Origin of the sequence: Parendozoicomonas callyspongiae (genome assembly GCF_023502345.1) — a bacterium.
Taxonomy (GTDB): Bacteria; Pseudomonadota; Gammaproteobacteria; order Pseudomonadales; family Endozoicomonadaceae; genus Sansalvadorimonas; species Sansalvadorimonas callyspongiae.
The window spans coordinates 133,670-153,871 of the sequence record NZ_JAMFLX010000006.1 but is presented as its reverse complement, the minus strand read 5'-3'; the positions used below and the strand labels follow the sequence as shown (position 1 = coordinate 153,871).

Annotated in this window: 18 protein-coding genes; 1 reads left to right on the top strand and 17 read right to left on the bottom strand. The window is 48.6% G+C overall.

Going from position 1 to position 20,202, the window contains the following annotated elements; all coding sequences use genetic code 11:
- Nucleotides 1-49: 49 nt before the first annotated feature.
- From M3P05_RS06420 to M3P05_RS06410, 3 genes are all read right to left on the bottom strand, one after another.
- The gene (locus M3P05_RS06420) at nucleotides 50-295 is read right to left on the bottom strand and encodes a hypothetical protein (RefSeq protein ID WP_249698621.1); all 246 of its coding nucleotides are present in this window, start codon (nucleotides 293-295) and stop codon (nucleotides 50-52) included.
- A gap of 172 nt (nucleotides 296-467) precedes the next feature.
- Nucleotides 468-998: a hypothetical protein gene (locus tag M3P05_RS06415; RefSeq protein WP_249698620.1), complete on the bottom strand. Its 531-nt coding sequence runs from the start codon at nucleotides 996-998 to the stop codon at nucleotides 468-470.
- Nucleotides 999-1,131: 133 nt separating this feature from the next.
- Nucleotides 1,132-2,721, bottom strand: a complete 1,590-nt coding sequence (locus M3P05_RS06410) for a protein kinase domain-containing protein (RefSeq protein WP_249698618.1) — start codon at nucleotides 2,719-2,721, stop codon at nucleotides 1,132-1,134.
- 482 nt (nucleotides 2,722-3,203) lie between these two features.
- On the opposite strand from M3P05_RS06410, the gene fdhD reads away from it, so the two are divergent.
- Complete coding sequence (gene fdhD / locus M3P05_RS06405) at nucleotides 3,204-4,004, top strand: formate dehydrogenase accessory sulfurtransferase FdhD (RefSeq protein WP_249698616.1); 801 nt, start codon at nucleotides 3,204-3,206, stop codon at nucleotides 4,002-4,004.
- On the opposite strand, the gene M3P05_RS06400 is transcribed toward fdhD, so the two are convergent.
- From M3P05_RS06400 to flgL, 14 genes are all read right to left on the bottom strand, one after another.
- Nucleotides 4,005-6,002 (bottom strand): FAD-dependent oxidoreductase, encoded by a 1,998-nt coding sequence (locus M3P05_RS06400; protein ID WP_249698614.1) that lies wholly within the window; start codon nucleotides 6,000-6,002, stop codon nucleotides 4,005-4,007.
- Nucleotides 6,002-8,719: a formate dehydrogenase subunit alpha gene (gene fdhF / locus M3P05_RS06395; protein ID WP_249698613.1), complete on the bottom strand. Its 2,718-nt coding sequence runs from the start codon at nucleotides 8,717-8,719 to the stop codon at nucleotides 6,002-6,004. The genes M3P05_RS06400 and fdhF overlap by 1 nt, the downstream gene beginning before the upstream one ends.
- 453 nt (nucleotides 8,720-9,172) lie before the next feature.
- On the bottom strand, nucleotides 9,173-10,159 hold the full coding sequence (locus M3P05_RS06390; protein WP_249698611.1) for an SLAC1 anion channel family protein: 987 nt from the start codon (nucleotides 10,157-10,159) through the stop codon (nucleotides 9,173-9,175).
- A 154-nt stretch (nucleotides 10,160-10,313) separates the two neighbouring features.
- Nucleotides 10,314-11,000, bottom strand: coding sequence for an OmpW/AlkL family protein (locus tag M3P05_RS06385; RefSeq protein WP_249698609.1), 687 nt, complete (start codon nucleotides 10,998-11,000; stop codon nucleotides 10,314-10,316).
- 170 nt (nucleotides 11,001-11,170) lie between these two features.
- Entirely contained in the window at nucleotides 11,171-11,296 is a 126-nt protein-coding gene (gene ccoM / locus M3P05_RS20940) for a cytochrome c oxidase subunit CcoM (RefSeq protein WP_283777700.1), read from the bottom strand.
- Between the two features lie 150 nt (nucleotides 11,297-11,446).
- Entirely contained in the window at nucleotides 11,447-12,367 is a 921-nt protein-coding gene (locus M3P05_RS06380) for a flagellar motor protein MotB (RefSeq protein WP_249698608.1), read from the bottom strand.
- A gap of 1 nt (nucleotide 12,368) precedes the next feature.
- Nucleotides 12,369-13,226, bottom strand: a complete 858-nt coding sequence (gene motA / locus M3P05_RS06375; protein WP_249698607.1) for a flagellar motor stator protein MotA — start codon at nucleotides 13,224-13,226, stop codon at nucleotides 12,369-12,371.
- A gap of 20 nt (nucleotides 13,227-13,246) precedes the next feature.
- A complete protein-coding gene (locus M3P05_RS06370; protein ID WP_249698606.1) occupies nucleotides 13,247-14,005 on the bottom strand; it encodes a sigma-70 family RNA polymerase sigma factor in 759 nt (252 codons plus the stop codon).
- A 5-nt stretch (nucleotides 14,006-14,010) separates the two neighbouring features.
- Entirely contained in the window at nucleotides 14,011-14,466 is a 456-nt protein-coding gene (locus M3P05_RS06365; RefSeq protein ID WP_249698605.1) for a flagellar basal body-associated FliL family protein, read from the bottom strand.
- 11 nt (nucleotides 14,467-14,477) lie between these two features.
- The gene (locus tag M3P05_RS06360; protein ID WP_249698604.1) at nucleotides 14,478-15,686 is read right to left on the bottom strand and encodes a hypothetical protein; all 1,209 of its coding nucleotides are present in this window, start codon (nucleotides 15,684-15,686) and stop codon (nucleotides 14,478-14,480) included.
- A 35-nt stretch (nucleotides 15,687-15,721) separates the two neighbouring features.
- Complete coding sequence (locus M3P05_RS06355; protein WP_249698603.1) at nucleotides 15,722-16,138, bottom strand: flagellar protein FliS; 417 nt, start codon at nucleotides 16,136-16,138, stop codon at nucleotides 15,722-15,724.
- On the bottom strand, nucleotides 16,135-17,511 hold the full coding sequence (gene fliD, locus M3P05_RS06350; protein ID WP_249698602.1) for a flagellar filament capping protein FliD: 1,377 nt from the start codon (nucleotides 17,509-17,511) through the stop codon (nucleotides 16,135-16,137). Before fliD ends, M3P05_RS06355 begins: the two co-directional genes overlap by 4 nt.
- 105 nt (nucleotides 17,512-17,616) lie before the next feature.
- Complete coding sequence (locus M3P05_RS20935) at nucleotides 17,617-19,116, bottom strand: flagellin N-terminal helical domain-containing protein (RefSeq protein WP_283777699.1); 1,500 nt, start codon at nucleotides 19,114-19,116, stop codon at nucleotides 17,617-17,619.
- 143 nt (nucleotides 19,117-19,259) lie between these two features.
- Nucleotides 19,260-20,183, bottom strand: a complete 924-nt coding sequence (gene flgL / locus M3P05_RS06335) for a flagellar hook-associated protein FlgL (RefSeq protein WP_249698601.1) — start codon at nucleotides 20,181-20,183, stop codon at nucleotides 19,260-19,262.
- Nucleotides 20,184-20,202: the final 19 nt, after the last annotated feature.

The window sequence follows — 20,202 nt, the reverse complement described above, 5'->3', positions numbered from 1 at the left end:
CTTCAAACTGAAACTAACCAGCTTTGTTAATTCCGAGTGACAATCCTTATTACAGTTTTTCTCTTTCTCCCAGAATCAGCCTGTCATTCATCGCCTTGCCGGTTTTCCAGGCTTCCTGAATTAATGGATATTCATTTTCCAGCCCACGGAACTTAAGCTTCATCATCATACGTTCAATGAGTTCCTTGGTTTGCTCATACTGCTCACGGCTCAGGGTAATCTTCTCAGAGTTGCTCAAATCAGGATGGAGTACTTTTTGGAAGCACTCTTCTGTCAGAAGGGATTCACAGATCATGGGCCGCCCGATGGCTGATGAATGCTTATAACGACAAAGGAATTTTCCACAACAGAAATGACCGGCTGCAAGACCTTCGCCATGCCCTGGAAAGCAGGTTCTCCCGTTATGAAATTCAAGTCAGAGGTTGTGCAGCTCTTTTCCAGGCATGGAAATAGTATTGTTCGAGATATTACAGCCCGGACTTATGGAGCTGGGCTGTCTTATTGATATAGGGAGAATCAATTTCAATCCGGCAGACCTCTTCACGCGGGATAATTTTCCAGCCTGAAGACAGTGTACTCTTGGTTCCATAAGCCATGACTTTTAGCCATTCACTGCTGAAATCAACAATTTTCACCAGGTCAAACCCTTCTTCTTCCCTGAAAGTGTAAAGTCCTACACACTCCAAACGACGCCCAAGCTCAACCACACAGGATGAAAATGTTGCATTGTTTTTGATGGGAAGAACGCGCTGCAGGTTATTGTCAATAAGACTGGCAATGGCGCGGTGTTCTCTGTCGCCCCAATAGATCTCATTGATCTGATCGGTTTCAAAGAAAGTCCACCCCTGGTACTCCCCTTCCTCACAGTAGAGAACGAGGGCGGTAACCCGGTTGTTAGTGGTATGGATAATTCCGGTCAGCTGATCTGTGCAGGAATCAAGAACAATGGTAACCAGTTCGGAAGCTTTCTTTAAAGCTGTCAGTTCATTAAGCAGCATGCGTTTCCTCCGACCGATTAGTTTCAGTTGTTTGACCATAGAACCTGAGAAGGAATCCCGGCAGCTGCTGACTAAAGCGTTAGCTGATTTGTTACCGCTACTGACAGCTATAGATAGCAATGAGCGCTTTCAATTATTTCGATAGGCTTAAGCGCTTCATGGCTGAAGCAATCCATTGTTCTCCTTGTAACTTTGCGGCTTGAGATCTTTCCTCAGGATCGATAACCGCCCCCTTTTTTATAAAAGCCTTTGCTTCTAGCGACGGTATCGATTCAACCTGACTGAAAAATAATTCTTCATTTTTTGAACGATTTATTTCTCCGGTTGATGTATTTAAATTAGTGTCATGACCCAGATACATGGTCGTCACAACGGAACACAGAGACCAGATATCAGCCTGATCTGCCCAGTAAGGGGCATCATTATATATGCTCACATCATGAATGATCTCAGGGGCCATATAAGCAGGACTACCACACTTCCTGGTAGCTTGAACTAACCGACTACAGGCATAGCCAAAATCAACAATCTTTACTCCTCCATGATTTCCATAGGGTGCACGTACCATAATATTATCAGGTTTCAGATCTCGATGAGCGATTCCGACACTATGCAACCAAGCTAAACCAATTGTTAATGCTCCGGTAATAACTGCACACTCCTCGTCATTCTTTAAAACATCATTCCCTGGCCGGGACAAACAGCTTGACAGGCTTTCTCCATCATAAAACTCCATAATCTGGAGAAAAAGAAGCTTATTTCTTGTGGATAAATAATTATATCCGCCGTAATGTGCCATAAGAACAGGGTGTCTTATATTAAACTGAACCAGAAGTTCTCTCGCGGCATCAATCATCAGGTGCTTTCTCTGATCAGTTATTGGGACACTCTTAATGAAATACTTTCTACCACTCTGAGGGTGCGTTAAAACGTTAGAGATAGATGAACATCCCCGCTCTCTTTGTGGAAGACGTTGAGTATACTTCCGTATATCTCCTGCTAAAAATGGTGCATCCCTATAAAAAGCACCATCCATGCTCAAAACCTCTTCCGGTAAATCAGTTTGATCCCGCAACAAGAGCAAGTGCCACTCAGACAAATGATTACTTACTTCCGGTATGTGCCTTGGTAAAGGCTCAGTCACTACTCTTCCAAGACAGGGCAGACAAGTTTGCGTTTGCGGTCGGCTCACAGGCTCTTGTTCTGCCTGCATATCCGCACCGTTGCCATCCAGCACGGGAGATACCCTGTTGAGCCGTTCGACACCATGCTTTTGATAAGCTTTATAACTATGGGTTTCAGGAAAAACCATATGCCCGTTCGAGAGGTGCTGAACCCAGTAAGAATGTTGAAAATTATCTGCCTGGCCAACAGTTGCATGAACAGCCTGAACCAAAGCCCAGGCAGTATCGGATGAACCGGTCATAAACCAGAGAAGCCCTGCCTTCTCAGGCTGACCACTCACGTTTTTGTAAAAAAAAATTTCTCCCGAATTTACATTAATATTGTTTCCACCTTGCAAGTCGATCTTGGTTTTCGGTGAACTCAAAGGGGAAAGTTCCATCCGATTATGCTCTTTTCCCCAAAATTTGGGGATAATATCTGCAGACAAAATACGATGTTTAACGGGATGTACTTCAACACTTACCAGAGGCAAATTGACAACCGCCGTCTCTCTGAGGTTTTCTAAAGGGAGAGGCAAATGGGTTTCAGTTTTTACCATATATAAGCGTTGCGCATAAACAGTACCCACAAACACCCAATACAACACAAGAAATAAAAATATTCTCAACAAACCAAACTACTTACCCATCCAGCTAAAACAATCACTAACTTCCTTGTCACGATAATTATTACAAAAACATCAAAAAATGATTACGGGAATAACAGGTAACTGCTCAGAATTTGTAGGTAAATTTCTTGGTTGATCGGCCACAGCCCAGTGATACCAAGGGTGACATCTTCAAGAAAGCTGTTTTTACCTTTAAAAAATGAGCAGTTACAAATAACAGCTAATAATTATATGCCCAGAATATGGTCATATTGTAGTCATTATCTCAAGAATTACAGCTTTACCAAAGAACCTGCAATAAACAACAAAGGTCCTTTTCCATAAGCACCTGGGCTGTTGCTTTCATATGTTTTTATAATCTCTCTTTTTCATTAAAATACCGACTTTCCCAAGCCCCCACTTCAGGCCCACCTATGTTGTCTTCCTCCACATCCCTGAAAGATGTCTGGCAGTTTCGCCTCAACGAATCTGTAGAAACCAAGCAGGATACACTGGCCAGTGAAGTCCCGATTGCTTTGGTATACAACGGTATTTCACATACCGTCATGATGTGCAGTCCCCTGCATCTGGAGGATTTTGCCCTGGGCTTTTCCTTGGCGGAAGGAATTATTACAAGACCAGATGAGATCTACAGTATGGAAGTCATCCCGGCATGTCAGGGCTTTGAGGTAAGAATGGATCTTTCAAGCCGCCGTAACTATCTATTGAAAGAACATCGTCGTACTCTGGCCGGGCGAACCGGGTGTGGTATCTGTGGTACTGAGAATCTTCAGCAAGTGGTTCGGGAAGTCGCTCGCCTTCCGACTTCCCAGCGGTTTCCCCTCGCCTCTATTGAGAGGGTTCTGAAGGACATGCTGCGCAACAATCAAATTCTTGGTAGCACCACGGGAGCAACTCACGCAGCTCTCTGGCTGGACAGTAATGGGAGAATATTGGCAATTCGTGAAGATATTGGCCGCCACGTCGCTCTTGATAAACTGTTAGGGGCTCGAGCAAAAGAAGGCTGGAAAGATGGAGTGGTACTCGTCACCAGCCGAGCCAGCTTTGAGATGGTTCAGAAAGCGGCAACAGCTGGTGTGGAAATCCTGCTGGCGGTTTCCGCCGCCACAACCATGGCAGTGGAACTGGCCGAACAGTACAACCTGTCTCTGGCAGGATTCTGCCGCCCGGGACGGGCGACAGTGTACAGCGGAATTGAAAGATTTGATTGCTGATTAAACAGCAACCGTCGCTACCCGGTAACAATGCAGACACCGCTTGGCTTCCGCCATGGCTTCTGCACGGGTAAAGCTTTTCTCTACCTCATCCCAGGAACGCTTACGCTTTTCGACATCAAGAACTTCAAAGGATTCACGGGCTTTCTTCGCCACCTGATCCATGGTTTCGTTCTCATCGTAAAGCTTGAGGTGCTTCATCAAAGCTTCGAAATGGTCTTCCGTGGTGTAATCCAGCGGCTTGCCATTGATAAAGCTGTCGATACTTAACGCTCCGCGCAAGCCACCAGCAGCAGCCGTAATCAGTGAGTCCGGACCCAGTTCACAGTCACCGGCCGCAAACAACTTGGGATGTGTGCTCTGGCGGGTCACTGGATCTACCACAATAGTATTCCAATCAGTGGTTTCTACACCTTCGAACTTCACCAGGGCAGACAGGTCAACCCGCTGGCCGATAGCAGACACAACAGTATCGCATTCAAAGATAAACTCGGAACCTTCAACTGGTACTGGACGACGGCGACCGCTGGCATCCGGCTCACCCAGTTCCATCTTGCGACACTCGAGACCAGTGACCCGGCCATGCTTATCAGCAACAATACGTACCGGTGCAGTCAGGAAGTGATAGTTAGCACCTTCTTCCTCAGCCTCATGGATTTCCATGGAGTCGGCAGGCATCTCATCGCGGGTTCGGCGATAGATAATGCTGACATCATCCTTATCGTGACGCAGGGCAGTACGCACACAGTCAAAGGCCACGTTACCACCACCAACAACGGCAACACGACGACCTTCCGGATAAGGGTCATAGCCATCGTTAATCCCACGCAGATAGCGAATACCGGGGATATAGCCGAGATAACCTTCATTCTCGCCCTCAACCCGCATCGGGGTACTGTCCTGGGCACCTACTGAGATAAACACTGCATCGTAATCACGCTCAAGATCAGTCAGCAGAACATCACGACCAATTCGCACACCGTAGTTGATGGTGACACCCATATCCCGGATCAGCTGCGCTTCATAACGCAGAACATCACGAGGCAGACGGTAATCAGGAATACCCACGGCAGACATACCACCCGGTTCCTGCAGCATCTCGAACATGGTGACCTTATGGCCACGCATAGCCAGATGGTAAGCCGCGCTTAAACCTGCAGGACCAGCACCAATAATGGCGATATGTCCGGTTTTCTCGGAGATATTCATCTCGTGGGGAGGTGTACGCCCTTTCTTCAAAGCTTCATCAGCCACAAAACGCTTCAGCGCCTTAATGGCAATCGGCTCATCCATATTGGCCCGGCGACAGTTGCTTTCGCAGGGGCGGAAGCAGGTACGGCCCAGTACACCTGGCAGAGGCAGACGACTGCGGATCAGATCCAGGGATTTATCAAAAGCGCCCTGGCGGATATGATCGACATAACCGGGAATATCCAGATGAATCGGACAGGCTTCGGTGCAAGGTGCGGTGCGCTTTGAGAAGTAATCTGTCTCATCCTTTACGCCGTTATCAACGGCATCTTCAAAGGCTTCCCAGAAATTATCCAGCGCATGAAGGATGGCACCAGGGCCCTGCTTGCCAATCCCGCAACGGGAGGTTTCCATTACTGTTTCGGCAATGGTCTTCAGGTGGAACAGATCTTCCTTATACCCTTTGCCCTGGCACAGACGATCCAGCAGTTTACTCATGGCCCGCGTTCCCCCCGGGCAGGGTGAACACTTACCACAGGACGCTTCAGACAAAGCCTTCATATAGCTGTTGCACAGGCCGACAATATTGACGTTCTCATCACGCAGAACAATACCGTCCCAACCAATCAGAGCCTTCAGCGGAGAGTTCTGCTTAAAGTACTCCGGCAGGAATGGGATCTGTTCAGCCTTCTGGGATTTTTCAATGCCCTCTGCCGAGCGGCCATCAAACTTGTGGCCACCCCAGGTGCTGAAGATCACACTGTCAATGGCGCTGTCCTTGCCACCTTCTTTGGCAATGATATCCATTATGCGATCTCCTGCTCTGAAGATTGAGCCTGAATCTTGTCAACGCGTACAGCAGCGACTTTATATTCTGCCGTCATCGTCACAGGATCGAAGGCATTACCGTTAGTCAGCCAGTTAGCGTTGGACTCGCGGAAGTGGAACGACATCCACACCATACCGTGAGGCACTTCATCGGTAATATTGGCCCGAATCTTCACCTGACCACGACGGGAAGAGACATGTACCATCTCATTGTGTTCAATACCCAGGTTGCGGGCATCGCAGTGAGAAATATCAACCTTCTCTTCACTCATTAGATCGTTGATACCTTCAGAGTTACCAGTCTGGGTACGGGTATGGTAGTGATGCAGACGACGACCGGTACCTAGAATCAACGGATACTCTTCATCAGTCACTTCCGCAGGTGGACGCCAGTCAACCGCGTTGAACAGGCCCTTACCACGGGTAAAGTTACCATCCTTATGCAGGTACTCGGTGCCGGGATGGTTTTCATCCAGACAGGGCCACTGCAGACCATCGTTTTCGATACGGTGATACTTGATACCGCCCAAATTAGGGCTGAGCATGGAAATCTCGTTATCCCAGATTTCCTGGGCACTGTCAGATTCCCACTCATAACCAAAACGCTTGGCGATCTGCTTGAAGATCCACCAGTCCTGCTTGGCTTCACCGGGCGCAGACGACACCGCTCGTACACGGTTTACACGACGCTCACTGTTGGTAAAGGTACCGTCCTTCTCACCCCAGGCTGCGGCGGGAAGAATCACATCCGCGAAACGAGTGGTTTCGTTATGGAAGATATCCTGAACAACCAGGAATTCCGCAGATTCCAGCTCATGCTCGATCTTGCGAATATCCGGTTCAGTGTTAGCCACGTTCTCACCAAAGATCCACAGACCACGTACCTTACCTTCAGGCAGCCCTTCAAACATTTCAGGCATCTTGAAGCCTTCAAGGGCAGGCAGGCTGTCAACCTTCCAGAACTTGGCAAAGCGCTCACGTACCTCCGGATTCACAACCTTGACATAGCCAGGCAGAACATTTGGAGAAGCCGCCATATCACAGGCGCCCTGCACGTTGTTCTGTCCACGCAGCGGGTTTACACCAGCAGAACGCTTACCCATATTGCCCAGCAGCATCTGTAGGTTGGCAACAGAGAGAACGTTGTCAGTACCGGTTACGTGCTCGGTCAGACCAAGGGTGTAGCAAAGCATGGCAGAATCAGCTTCGGCCAGGGTATGAGCCAGCTGCACGATTTCACCAGAAGTAATACCGCACTTCTCGGCCGCCCATTCTGAGGAGTACTCACGTACCTTATCCCACAGGGCATCAAAGTTTTCGCAATGCTCAGTGACAAATTCGTGGTCGTACAGACCTTCACGAATCAGCACATGCATCAGTGCGTTCAGCAGAGCCACGTCAGTACCGGACTTCAGCTGAACATGCTGGTCGGCATAGTTGACCAGCTCATGTTTACGGGGATCAACCACAACCAGTTTTGCGCCCTTGCTGACAGCATTCTTCAGGAAGGTGGCAGCAACCGGGTGTGCCTGAGACATATTTGAACCAATAACCAGGAACATGCTGGCCTTTTCAAACTCCGCGAAGGAGTTAGTCATGGCGCCAGAACCAAATGAAGTTGCCAGACCGGCAACGGTGGGGGCGTGTCATGTTCGCGCGCAGTGGTCTATGTTGTTGGTTCGGAACACCGTCCGGAACAACTTCTGCATTTGGTAATTATCTTCATTGATACTCCGTGCGCAGCTGATACCGGCTACGGAGTCAGCGCCACTCTCTTCAATAAAGGTCTGGAACTTGCTGGCGATCAGGTCGAGGGTTTCATCCCACTCAGCCTCTTTATATTCACCATTCTTTTGTTTGATCAGCGGCTTGGTCAGACGATCCTTGTTGTAGATAAAGTCATAACCGAAGCGGCCTTTAACACAGGTGCGGCCCTTATTAGGCAAGCCCTCATCAACACCCGTGACTTTAACAATTTTGTCATCACGAACATGCAGCCAGAGCTGGCAGCCAACACCACAGTATGGACAGGTGGTACGAACTTTCTGTTCATCCCGTACCTTGCCTTTACCCAGTGCCTTCTTCTCTAACAGAGCACCGGTCGGGCAGGCCTGCACACACTCACCACAGAAGCGGCAATCAGATTCACGCAGGGTTTCATTGTCACCAGCGAAAATCTTCGGGCTGCCCTCTTCGTGACCAAAGCTGAGCACATCGTGCATCTGGATTTCGTTACAAGCCTTCACACAGCGACCGCAGTGAATGCACTTGGAGAAATCACGCAGAATCAGGGCATCCGAGTCTTCAACAGACGACTTGCGGCCAGTTTCCGGCAGGCAGCGCCCATCGGCCTTGTACTCGATAGAGAGGTCCTGCAGTTCACAGTCACCGTTACTCTCACAGAGCAGGCAGTAGTGATCACCAGAGGAGAGCAGAAGTTCCAGAATGCCTTTCCGGGCGGCGACGACTCGCTCGGAATGGGTCTGAACCTTCATGCCTTCACAGGCAGGCGTATCACAGGAAGCAATAAGGTTGTTGGCACCATCCGCTTCAACAAGACAGATACGGCAGGCTCCGGTAGGAGTGGTATCTTTCAGATGGCACAGGGTCGGTATGTCTATATCGTTGGCGCGGGCTACATCGAGCACCGTATCGCCTTTCTCAAAGCTGCACGCTTTGCCATTTATTTCAATCATCAGCAATCTTCAGGCAGTTAAATTTACACGTTCGCCATACGCAAACACCGGATCTGACCATTCATGGCATCCGGTTGCACATCTCGCTCTAGAGTTCCTACTAGGCGCGGCTGTTAATGGTCACTTTCCCAACCTGGTCGGCTATTGCCGGACAGCGCACTACAATGGGTTTTTATTTTATTTTGCATCCCAAACTGACATAGCCCTTGATGGCTATACACGCAGATCTGACGGGAATCAGACTATGCTCTCAGATTAGCTGTTGATGTTCAGCACACCTTGCTTCAGATCAATAAAAACACTGTTTTTAATACCTATACCTCCGAATAACTAACCTCTATATTCCCATTTATTTTGACCTATAGTGAAAGCACTTTTTCTACCTCGGAAAACCATACATACACTTCGTTTGCACGGAGTACTCAGAAAGTATCGAGGAAAGCGAAATCACTCTCATTCCGGCACACAAATCTGTCTTCTCTTTATGGCAATCAGAGTTCTGATAATCAGCACAATAACTGCCAATGTCAGCGTAACAAGCAAAACAAAAGTCAGAAGAACAAAAGCTGTCAATCCTGTGATAAGCGCATACTTTGCACATGCAACGGTCAACGCAGCCAGTGGAAATGAAAAAGCCCAGGAAGAAATAAAGTAAGGCAGCCGCAAAAAGCGCAGACCATTGGTAAACAACAGCAGTCCGATAAACACAGCACTGTAAATCAGCCCTCGGGCGAAACTGTCAATTCCTCCATTCAGACTGATATACGAAACAAAGCCAATTGATGGTGGTGCCAGCAAAATAAACCAGGTAGGCATCAGTTTTTCAGGCAACGGCCCATGAAAGAACAGTCGGTAGAGAATAATGGTCAGTAATGGCAGCCAGAACAGCATGCCAAGGCTAAAGAAAAACCAGGATGTTTCAACATAGCCATAAGAAACACCGGCTATCGGAACGATGATATTTCCCACCACCGGGATAAACCAGCCAGGGTTGGCGTGCCCAACTTTAAGAGTATTTCGGTGCAGCCAGGCATTGAGGACAAACAGAGTAAAACCAAGCTGCAAGGCAGCTCCGGTCCACCAGAAAATAAAGGCAAAATCCCCCATTCCCTGCCAGAGGGTGCCAAGAAGGATCATGCTGATGGAAATGGTCGGAAAAAAGTTTAACCGAATGGGATGACACATCTCATGCCAGACAGCCTGGGGATAAATTCTTGCTTTGTTGGTATAGGTGACAAGCACCATCACCATAACCACAGTTGCCAGTGTCCCCATGCTCAGCCAGATATAATCCGGAATATCTGCAAGGTGTGTAACGGCCTTCCAGGCCAGTGTCATTCCAGACAGTCCCATAACAATGGAAAAGAAAGAGATGGGAAAATGTTCCAGACGGTTATGAACCTCTTTTTCCGAGGATCTGGTTGGATTTGCAACGCTCATTATACCCTGCCTCCCATACTCATTTCTGGTTATTTCTTATTCTCAGTTCAGTCAGGCTTCGTCTTACCTCCGCATACTAATTAGTTTCTTCTAATATAAAAAGGCCATCATTACGATGGCCCTGGATAAGCTGAAAATCTTACTTTTTCTGCAATTAGAACTTGTAGTTCATGCCCACCATATAAACCCATGGGTCAAGTTCTACATCGACTTTGTACTTAGTAGCACCATCAGCGGATTTGAAGGTGGCTTCAGTATCAATGTCTATCCACCAGACTGCTGCATTCAGACCCAGATTATCGGTGAGCATATAATCAACACCGGCCTGGAATGCGATTCCCCAGGAGTCCTCAAGCTCAAGACTACGGAACTTAGTCTTATTATCACCCTTAAAAGATTCATCAAAGAAAGTTGTATAGTTCAGACCAGCACCAACATAAGGCTGAAGAACAGAGCTGGAATCCATTGGGAAATACTGAACAGACAGGGTTGGAGGCAAATGCTCAACATCAGCCAGCTTGCCCAGTGACGCCAAACCACCTTTGACTTTGATGGTGTGCTTGAACGGTGTTGCAGCCAGAAGTTCCAGGCCAACATGGTCAGTCAGCATATAGGTGAAGGTCAGCCCAAGCTGGGTATTACTGTCAACATCTACAGTGGTGGCAGGTGTTACAGCAGCGCCATCAGCCTTCAGCTTGCCACTATCAGTATTCGGAGATACGGTCGCAAAGCCAGCACGCATTACCATATCACCCGCCTGATAAGCCTGCGCTCCAGCAGACAAAGTCAAAGCAGCGGAAATGGCCAGAGTCAGCCCGGATAGTTTAATCATTTTTGTCATTGTTCTTGCTTCTTGTTGTGTGTGTATCTACTCCAGCGCCCTCAGGTACCCCACAAACCCGGCGCTGATTCCAGACACCACCCGACAAAACAATATCCCACGCAACAACAATCCCCGGAATGGGTTCCCGGTAAAAAATACGAGGATTTATCAGGTGGCGGTTGAAGCCACTAGCTGTCCTTGTTTTCTTCTTTCCGATGGCTGTCCCGGTATATAAACCAGCCGAGTCCCCCCATGAAACCCACCACCAGGATAACTGTCCCAAGTCCAGCAACAACCAGTGCTTCAAAAGGCATAACTCACTCCCCTATTATGTCAGCGAGCCTGTACTGCATTCATTATTGACAACATGCTTACATAAATAACCTTATGTATTTTACGGTTATTACCTATTGATCCAGATCAACAAATCCAGAATTGAAGGGCGTACTTTGAAGGAATATGTATCAAAAACTATCAAACGCGGCCTGGTTGGACTCGGCTGCCTCAACCACAGAATCCAATCCATTGTCGGTTATCAGCTGATCCAGACCGTGGGAAATATTCCACTGCTTTTCAATCTGCTTCTCAGACTTCAGGGTCAGCACAAGAAGATCAACCCGCCGGTTCAAAGGGTCATTAGGTTTCACACCCTTGAGGGGAGATTTCGCTCCCATCGAGCTGATACCAATAATCTGGCTATCATTAACTCCGCCATAAAGCAGAGTCTGGCGGACCGTTTCGGCTCTCCCCGAGCCCAGCAGCCAGTTTTTTTGGTTATTTCTGCTGGCATCATCCGAGCCTGAATCAGAGTGCCCGATAATCATCAAGGCTCTTCCGGATTTTTTAATCCATGGGGCCAGAGCCAGCACAAAGTCCTCATAAAACGGGGTCAGCTCAGTACTGTTGGGATTGAAAACGACACCTTCATCCGTTTGCACAATGGAAAGCAGCAGCCCCTTTGGAAGAGAGCGAATCTGCAGACACCTTCTCATCCCACCCTGACCACGAGCTTCACTGATTTTTGACAGCTCGGCACTTAATCCCAGAAGTTCATCCAGACCGGGAGACTCTTCACCGGCAGACTCAAAGCCACTTTTACCTGTCGGTGCTGCGCGGACAATGGTTGGTGACCCTTCGTGAACCGATGTAGCCCCCTGCATAGAGATCGGGTTACGGCTTGATGGTTTGTTAAAAACACCAGGGTTTGAGAAATAGTTTGCTATGGACTTCTTCTGGACTTCATTGGTTGCAGCCACCAGCCACAAAACCATAAACAGCGCCATCATCGCGATAGCAAAGTCAGCAAAGGCAACCTTCCATGAACCACTGCCATGGCCATCATCGTGACCATCTTTTCTGGGGCGAACAATGACAGTTTCAGACATCTTATCGATCTCCCCTCAGGCTTTCTTCCATCTCGAAGAACGTCGGCCTGATTTCATCCAAAAGCACCCGTCTGCCTGCATCAACCGCCATAAGCGGTGGTCTGCCGCTAACGCTGGCTACCAGGGTGGCTTTGACAAACTCAAAGGCCTGGATTTCGCACTTGGCGGTATGATCAATAGCGGTAGCAAGCGGCCCAAGAACACCATAACAGAGAAGAATACCGAAGAAGGTTCCAGTCAAAGCTGCCGCGACCTTCACCCCTATCAGCTCAACCGGTCCATCGATGGACTGCATGGTGATAATTATGCCAAGAACAGCAGCAATTATGCCAAAACCCGGGCAGGCATCGGCAATATCCTGCAACGCTTTGGAAGAGCGTTTCAGGTCATTTCCAAAGGTATGAACTTCCTGTTCCATCAGGTTTTCAAGGTCGTGAGATGACACATTGCCAAGGCTGGTAACCCGAAAATTATCCGTCACGTAATGAAGCAAACGACGGTGTCCGGCAATTTTGGGATAGGCTTCAAAAATGCCGCTGTTCTCGGGAGATTCAATATGTTCCTCCAGAGCATTGCCACCCTCCTTTCGTGATAGCTCCAATAACTGGTAGACCAGCCTTAGCAGATCCATATAGAACGCCCTGTCAAAGTCATATTTTTTGAAGAAGGCAAATTTCATATGAACCATAACCTGCTGCTGAACAGACTTTGGATTCGCCACCATAAAGGATCCAAGAGCCGCCCCGGCTATAACTACCAGCTCTGCAGGCTGCCATAACGCCAGAACCTTCCCACTCGCTGCGACAAATCCACCAATCACACTGGCAAACAGTACGAAGAAGCCAACAATTCTTAACATTGACGACGACCAGACTCCGTCTAAACCAAACCCTGTCCGCCCAGATAGGCCTTCAGCCTAAGCAGGGCCTGCTTGTGTATCTGACTAACCCGGGCCTCAGTGACATGAAACACTTCTGCAATTTCACACTGGTTCAGCCCCTGCTGGTAATAAAAACCAAGCAGCTGTCGCTCACCTGCCGGCAATCTGTCAACGGCAGATGCCAGCCGCTCTTTGAGTTCACCACGGTAGAAGCGCTGCTCCACGCTGCAAAAGCTGTCATCTACAAACTCTTCGGAGGGTTCTTCAATAAAAGCTTCCAGCTGACCACAGGCAATTCCTTCAAGCTCCTGCTGATAAGCCTGCAGAGACAGACCCAGACTTTGTGCAACCTCAAGCTCTGTTGGCTGCCGCCCCAACTGCTGCTCGACCCGCGACATATGGCGGGATATCCGGGCTGCTGAACGGCTGACCCGCCGAGGTCTCCAGTCAAGCTTTCTAATCTCATCAATCATGGCTCCCTGAATACGGGGCTGCGCAAATGCCTGAAACGGTTTCCCTGTCTCCCTGTTATACCTTCTGGAAGCTTCAACCAGACCGAAGAAACCAGCCTGAAGAAGATCGTCTATAAGATCGAGGCGCTGAATACCTTCCGCTGTTCGCCGCGCCAGCCTGCGTACCAGGCTCAGGTTTTCATCAACTCTCTGTTTCCAGTCTTCATGCTTTGCAACCGGGCTGGCGGGATACTTAGTTCCAACTTCAGGCATATCATTGTGAAATGTGGAAGACGGCTGCAGCATAATTCTCACTGAACAACAAAACCGGTAAACAGGACATCTTCAATCTGTGGGTTTTTCATTTTCATAGTGGCAACCTTCAGTGCCACATCCAAGGCTTCTTTCCTGAGTACTTCCCTTTCAGCTGGTACCAGCATGCGCTTGTAACCCTGTCGGGCAAACAGATCCAGCATGGCATTTCGAAAAACGGGAACGTAATACTCCAAAGCCTTGGCACATTTCACATTACGCGTCATCAGCGTCACATCCACCTGCATAAAGTGGGTTTCTTCATCATCATCCAGAAGGTTGACAACCATCGTCCCCAGTTTCTGGTAAAGAGGAACATCTGAGCGCAGAACCCCGCCATCCGAAGATGCGGTATTCTCCTCGACCAGAAATATGGAAAGCCCTGCAGCCACACCTGCCACCACAACCACGGCCAGAATTATTATCATCGTTTGACGGTTCAGGGCCTTGGCCATATCAGAGAACCTCAGGCAAATGTATCAATTAGGGATTCGACTGCATGCCAGTGCTTGATCTGGATCGCTGACGGTTCAACGTCTTTGGCTGTGCCATGTGCCCCTGACTGGGTATGACTGCTCTCACCCTGAAAATAAGATGTTTCAGAAGATGTCCCCCGACCACTGACCGAGACATTCACCGCAGGTGAGTCACTAAAGCTGCTGACCACCGCAGCTCTTAGTCCATCCTGGCTGCTTTTAAGAATGTCCAGACTCTCAAGGGCTCCCTGAACAGACAGGCTGATTCCATCGCTCTGCCGGGAAAGCAGCCCTTCAACCAAACCGAGCTGATCAGTCTTCATTGAAAAGCGGGCCTGTCGTTCATTACTCAGCCACAGGGAACTCTGGTTAATATCCACCTGTTCTGCAGCCGCTCCCTGAGTGTTCAAGACATCAGCGCTAACAGCTGCTTTCAGGGGAGCCACTGCACTCAAACTGGGAGAGCCAAATTTAGGAGAAGAATGAGTTACTGGCTGAATAGATGGTTCATTTGAAAATAACTCGGTAAGCGATGATTCAGTAGTCCGTTCTAACGACGACTGAAGTGCCCTGGGCTGCAACAGAGCCTCGCGATTTTGCCTATCAAGGGAAGGATGAAAATTACCAGCGGCATTTTCACTTGATTGAACAGCATCAGTTATCTGTTTCTGAATTCCGGAAGGTTCACCTGCCCCTAACTGATGAAGGTCTCCTTCCTTGCCTGAAAAACCTGCTTCGGATTCATGATTCAATCCGGACAATATGGTTCCAGTTGATGAATCGTCATACAGCCCTGCTGGCTGGTTCTTTGATACCTGAAGCAAACCCTGAGGCTCACCCAATGACCCATTTACTGTTTCTTCACTGGCAGCTGGGTACTGATTTTCCAACGCACTCGGTGCAACAGGAGGTTCGATCAGGATATCTGTAAATACATCGGCTGCACTCTGATCCAAAGGCGGGATAATGTCTCCAGCCTCTTCAGCATCAAGAGATATATCCAGCTCCAGCTGGCTGTCCAGAACCTGCTGAAAAGAGAGGCATTCCAGAGTATCGGATGCAGGGAAATCTATATCATCAGTACTGTCAGCTTGAAGAGCCAGCACGCTTTCAGGTTCACCTGAGCCATCTTTGCAGGAGGCAAGCCTCTCACTCCCCAGATGAACCAGCATATCACTTCCTGTCACAGATACAGTCATAGCCTCTGCTGCCAGTTTGTTGAATGCGTATGAACTTAACTGGATGCCACCATGGACTCACTCCAGGCTTCGATCAGCTGTTGCACCACACTTCTTACAGCTGCCAGCGCTTCCAAATCGTTTCCAAGCGTAGTACGGGACAATAGAAACAGACAGTGATCGTATAATTTATTTAACCGGGAACTCATCGCAAGAACAGGCTGAACACTCGCACCCTCACTGGATTCTGAGACAAGCCCCTGCTTCAGCGTAATAAAGATATCCATACCCTGCCCGACAAGTTCACCTTTGCGAGCCAGGTCACCAGCCTCAACAGCACCTTCACAACAGCAAAGAATCTCATCAAGACCTTTCAGCAATAACACCAGACGTTCAACCTGCTGATCCGATTCCGATGCCATAAGGTATTGTTGATGACGGTAACGATTTCTGGCTTGATTTAGACTGTTCATCTGGACCGCCCTGAGTTCACAAGCATTGACTGTAGCAGCTCAATGCTGGTTCCGACCTGCTTAAGCTGCCCCACCTTCTGATCCATGGCGACATACTTGCGCAACAACCGGTCTGTAATCTGTTCGCGTTCAAAATCAAGAGCTATTCGCCTCTTGGAAGATTGCTGAATTTCACGTTCAAAGGATCGTCCCTGTGCCTGCAGGCCACCGTTCGGTTGCTCCATTTTTCGTGTCAGCTGCACAATATCCTTGAAAACACCATCATCACCCGTCAGCAACTGCACCACTTCTTCAGTATCTGTCTGAAGTGACCGCTGAAACTTCTGGGAGTTAAAACCAATCGTTCCATCTCTCTGTCGTGCAATTCCAATATCAGCCAATGACCTGAAGTTAGAGAGAGACATATTGATCTGACCAAGAATGCGGTCAAAGCTATTCGAGAGCTGCCGAACCAGAGGGTTTCCGGGCAAGCCTTGTTTGACATCGCCTCGTTTTGCCATCAGCAGTACACCCATGAATCCATTGCAGCTTTCAACGAATTTCTCCACGCCTGCCGTCATTTGCTGAGAATCACCACTGCTCGTTACACGTGTGGAAATTTCAACATTTATTGATGGATCAGCCCGTTTTAAATCGAGAATAAGACCAGGAAAAACACCTTCGACCCTATTGCCCGGATGAGTCCGTGATGTTCCATCCACCAGATAAGCTGCTCCCTGTCCGCGCTGGATCACAGAAAACCCGTAAGCAAATGTCTGCAGATCACCATCTCCAATAACGTGCACCTGAATATCACTACCTCCCGCCCGGGTTCTCAGCATCAGATACTCATTTGATACTTCTGAAGCCACTTCTGCATAGTATTTATCAGGGCTTATAGTATTAATCTTGGAGGCAATATTCCTGAGGGTTTCCCCGCTGCGGATAGCTATAGGTGAGGAAATCTCGGAAATATCCTGCCCCTGACTGTTATCCTCGAATTTGAGGCGAATATTTCCTGATTGCCCTGCCATCAGAACCGCACTGCCCGGAGGATAGCCGTTCGAGCGAATCTGGTGATTCATGGCCAGGTGTTCAACCTGAATCTGGAATGAACTTTCCGGCGGGTTGCCATCTCTTGTTACTGCAACTCTGGAGGGGTCAGAGGAGGTGATTTCGTAACTGATACTGGCGACCGGGACGGCATGAATCATTTTCAGGAGTTTGCCTGCAGCCTCAAACAACATGCCTAAAGTCGAAAGCTGCAATTCCGCTCGCTCCTCAAGACGTTTGATGGATGCCTCCTTTGGAGCCAGCTGGCTGTCAGCTATCACCTTCACCATAGCTTCAAGATCCAGACCGGAACCAATACCGGGAATAGCCAAACCACCCATAGGCTAATGCCTTTCGTCAGTATCAGCAGGAGAATAATAATTAGCAGATATTTGGAAAAAGTGGGCAGTACCAGTCTACTGCCCTCTATTCAATTGACAGGAGACTTACCGAAGAAGGTTCAGAACATCACGGGACAGTTCATTCGCCTGAGCCAGGTTAGCGATAGAAGCCTGTTTCAGAATCTGCTGTTTGGTCATTTCAGCCATCTCAGCAGCATAATCGGTATCTTTAACACGACCACGTGATGCAGTCATGTTCTCGCGAATACTCTGGAGGTTAAAGATGGTGTGCTGGAAACGGTTTTGAATAGCACCCAGGTTACCGCGCTGGTCATCAATATCGGCAATAGCAGCATCTATGATCCCCAGCGCACGCTGAGCACCGGTATAATCACTGATATTGACGGAACTGACGGAACTGACCGTGGCAGCACTGCCCACGATTCCGTTAATGCCGCCAGATGTAGGAGCGAATGAACCCGAACCTGTTCCCAGTGAGCTGGCAACCTTGTATGTGGCAGAACCATCAAGCGCTTTAAAGGTTACCGACCCCCTGATGGTGACATCAGCGCCCACAGCATTAACAGCAATACCGGCAGTTGTCGTGCCATCAGCCGCATAGCCCCGAACTTTAACATCGTTGTTATCAAATGGGTCACTTGTGGCCTCATCACCAGAAACCTGAACCACGAAGTTATCACCTGTGGTGTTGTTTAGTGTGATCGTGTCATTGGTCGAGTCATAGGCTGCAGTTAACCCGGCTGCCGTTAATTTAGCAGTCAGAGCAGTCAGCGTTGTATCTTTATCGGTTGAGAAGGTCTGGTTATAGGTTGTGCCGTTAACCTTCAGGTTGATATTTGCACCAGATGCAATTGCCGCTGCAGTTTCAAATTTTACATCAACCTTATTGGCGGCTATTGCATTGACCCTGTCAACACTGGAAGAGACTGCATTTGCGATCGTTTTTGCTGTTGATGTGGAGGTGACATTAACATTTGTATTGGCACCGCCAACAGTAAACGTCAGTGCTTGTGCAGCAAGGCTGTCCGCACCTAACAGAGTAAAGCCGGTAAAGGTGAGGGCTCTCTCATCTATACCTAACCTGTCACTTTTTACACTGGTAATGTTAATGGCTATTGTCTCGTTGGCATTGGCACCAACCTGAAACTGCTTATTGGAAAAAGTACCATCAAGAAGCTTTTGCCCACCGAATGTTGTTGTGTCACTAATCCGGTCAAGTTCAGAAGTCAGCTGTATCACCTCTTTTTGCAGTGCTGCACGGTCAACGCTGTCATTACTATCATTAGCAGACTGAATTGCCAGATCCCTCATCCGCTGAAGAATGGCCGTGGACTCGTTCATCGCACCTTCAGCAGTCTGCGATACCGAGATACCGTCATTGGCATTTCGAACAGCCACCGTCAAACCGTTGATTTGCGATGTCATCCGGTTGGTAATCTGCAAACCGGCAGCATCATCTTTTGCACTGTTAATCCTGTAACCAGTGGACAGCCGCCTCATGGAGGTTTCCAGTGAACCGGTGGCCCGCTCCAGACCTTGCTGGGCAGTTAAGGAGGGAACATTGGTGTTTACACTGAGGGCCATTTTCGAGCTCCCCTTGGGTAGAGTGCCGATAACTCTTCTGTACTGTTTTGACTCATACAGAAGGTTTCCGGCTCTCATCTCGACCAATAAGACAATCAGTTAAGGGGAAATTTAAAAAAGATTACTTTGAAGAGACAGTGCAGCTATTTCAAATATTGAAACAGGGACAGGCTTCCAACAGAGGTCAAGCTCTTTCGCGCTGCATCCATGGCCGTCGTTGACTGGCTCAGACGCGAGACAGCGGCAGCATAATCAAGATCACCCAGGTCTCCTGCCAGTTTCTGACAGAATATTTTGTACTCACGGTGGTTATCTGCTGTCTCTCCCAGCATGTTTAACCGGGCCCCCAGATTTGTTTGATGACTATTAAGACAATCTGCCGCTTTATCCATTTTATCCAGTGCAACCGTCAGTCGGCTGGATAAATCTGAAGGGGGGGTTAGCAGATGGCCTTTCAGCTCAACCAGAACAGTGAGAAGATTGAATGTGCCGCCTGCCCCGTCGTTGATATGAAAGCAAAGCTCGTGGGCATTATCCGGCCCGGAGACACTGGCTGTCTCTGTCACCATAACCTTACGTTGACTGGCGTTGTCATTGTTCACTCTTAGCCGCCCATCAGATTCGATAACGATAGGCGCGTCATATATTTTATGGCCACCAAACAGATAGTTGCCATCCGCGTCACGGGTATTCACCACAGTCACCAAACTGTCAATGATATGAGCAACCTCCCGGCCATGGGCCTGGAGGCCGATATCATCCATAGCCGCATTATTGGATTGAAGAATCACATCGCGGGCACGGCCAACGAGGTTGATTCCCTCTTTCAGCAGAATATCTTCATGACCAAGCAGGTCATTCAACGCAGCAATATTCTGCAAATAAACATCAGTTGCTGTTATACGTCGATTGACTTCCAGGATCTGTACCGCAGAAAGAGGATCATCCGATGGCTGGTTAAGCTTCTTACCGCTGGCAACACGGTTCCAGTCGCTATTGGATCTGCTGGTCGCAGCCTGCAAGTGGGACAGCATACTGGTCTGTTCCTGAAGTGTGCTTATCCTCATAACGGCATATCTCCAGGTA

Excerpts from the sequence above, each read along its gene's own strand:
- M3P05_RS06400 (WP_249698614.1), bottom strand. The coding sequence starts at position 6,002 with ATGGATATCATTGCCAAAGAAGGTGGCAAGGACAGCGCCATTGACAGT.
- flgL (WP_249698601.1), bottom strand. The coding sequence starts at position 20,183 with ATGAGGATAAGCACACTTCAGGAACAGACCAGTATGCTGTCCCACTTG.
- M3P05_RS06415 (WP_249698620.1), bottom strand. The coding sequence starts at position 998 with ATGCTGCTTAATGAACTGACAGCTTTAAAGAAAGCTTCCGAACTGGTT.
- M3P05_RS06385 (WP_249698609.1), bottom strand. The coding sequence starts at position 11,000 with ATGACAAAAATGATTAAACTATCCGGGCTGACTCTGGCCATTTCCGCT.
- M3P05_RS06390 (WP_249698611.1), bottom strand. The coding sequence starts at position 10,159 with ATGAGCGTTGCAAATCCAACCAGATCCTCGGAAAAAGAGGTTCATAAC.
- fliD (WP_249698602.1), bottom strand. The coding sequence starts at position 17,511 with ATGGGTGGTTTGGCTATTCCCGGTATTGGTTCCGGTCTGGATCTTGAA.
- M3P05_RS06370 (WP_249698606.1), bottom strand. The coding sequence starts at position 14,005 with ATGCTGCAGCCGTCTTCCACATTTCACAATGATATGCCTGAAGTTGGA.
- M3P05_RS06355 (WP_249698603.1), bottom strand. The coding sequence starts at position 16,138 with ATGAACAGTCTAAATCAAGCCAGAAATCGTTACCGTCATCAACAATAC.
- M3P05_RS06410 (WP_249698618.1), bottom strand. The coding sequence starts at position 2,721 with ATGGTAAAAACTGAAACCCATTTGCCTCTCCCTTTAGAAAACCTCAGA.
- M3P05_RS06365 (WP_249698605.1), bottom strand. The coding sequence starts at position 14,466 with ATGGCCAAGGCCCTGAACCGTCAAACGATGATAATAATTCTGGCCGTG.
- M3P05_RS20935 (WP_283777699.1), bottom strand. The coding sequence starts at position 19,116 with ATGGCCCTCAGTGTAAACACCAATGTTCCCTCCTTAACTGCCCAGCAA.
- M3P05_RS06420 (WP_249698621.1), bottom strand. The coding sequence starts at position 295 with ATGATCTGTGAATCCCTTCTGACAGAAGAGTGCTTCCAAAAAGTACTC.
- ccoM (WP_283777700.1), bottom strand. The coding sequence starts at position 11,296 with ATGCCTTTTGAAGCACTGGTTGTTGCTGGACTTGGGACAGTTATCCTG.
- M3P05_RS06360 (WP_249698604.1), bottom strand. The coding sequence starts at position 15,686 with ATGACTGTATCTGTGACAGGAAGTGATATGCTGGTTCATCTGGGGAGT.
- motA (WP_249698607.1), bottom strand. The coding sequence starts at position 13,226 with ATGTTAAGAATTGTTGGCTTCTTCGTACTGTTTGCCAGTGTGATTGGT.
- fdhD (WP_249698616.1), top strand. The coding sequence starts at position 3,204 with ATGTTGTCTTCCTCCACATCCCTGAAAGATGTCTGGCAGTTTCGCCTC.
- M3P05_RS06380 (WP_249698608.1), bottom strand. The coding sequence starts at position 12,367 with ATGTCTGAAACTGTCATTGTTCGCCCCAGAAAAGATGGTCACGATGAT.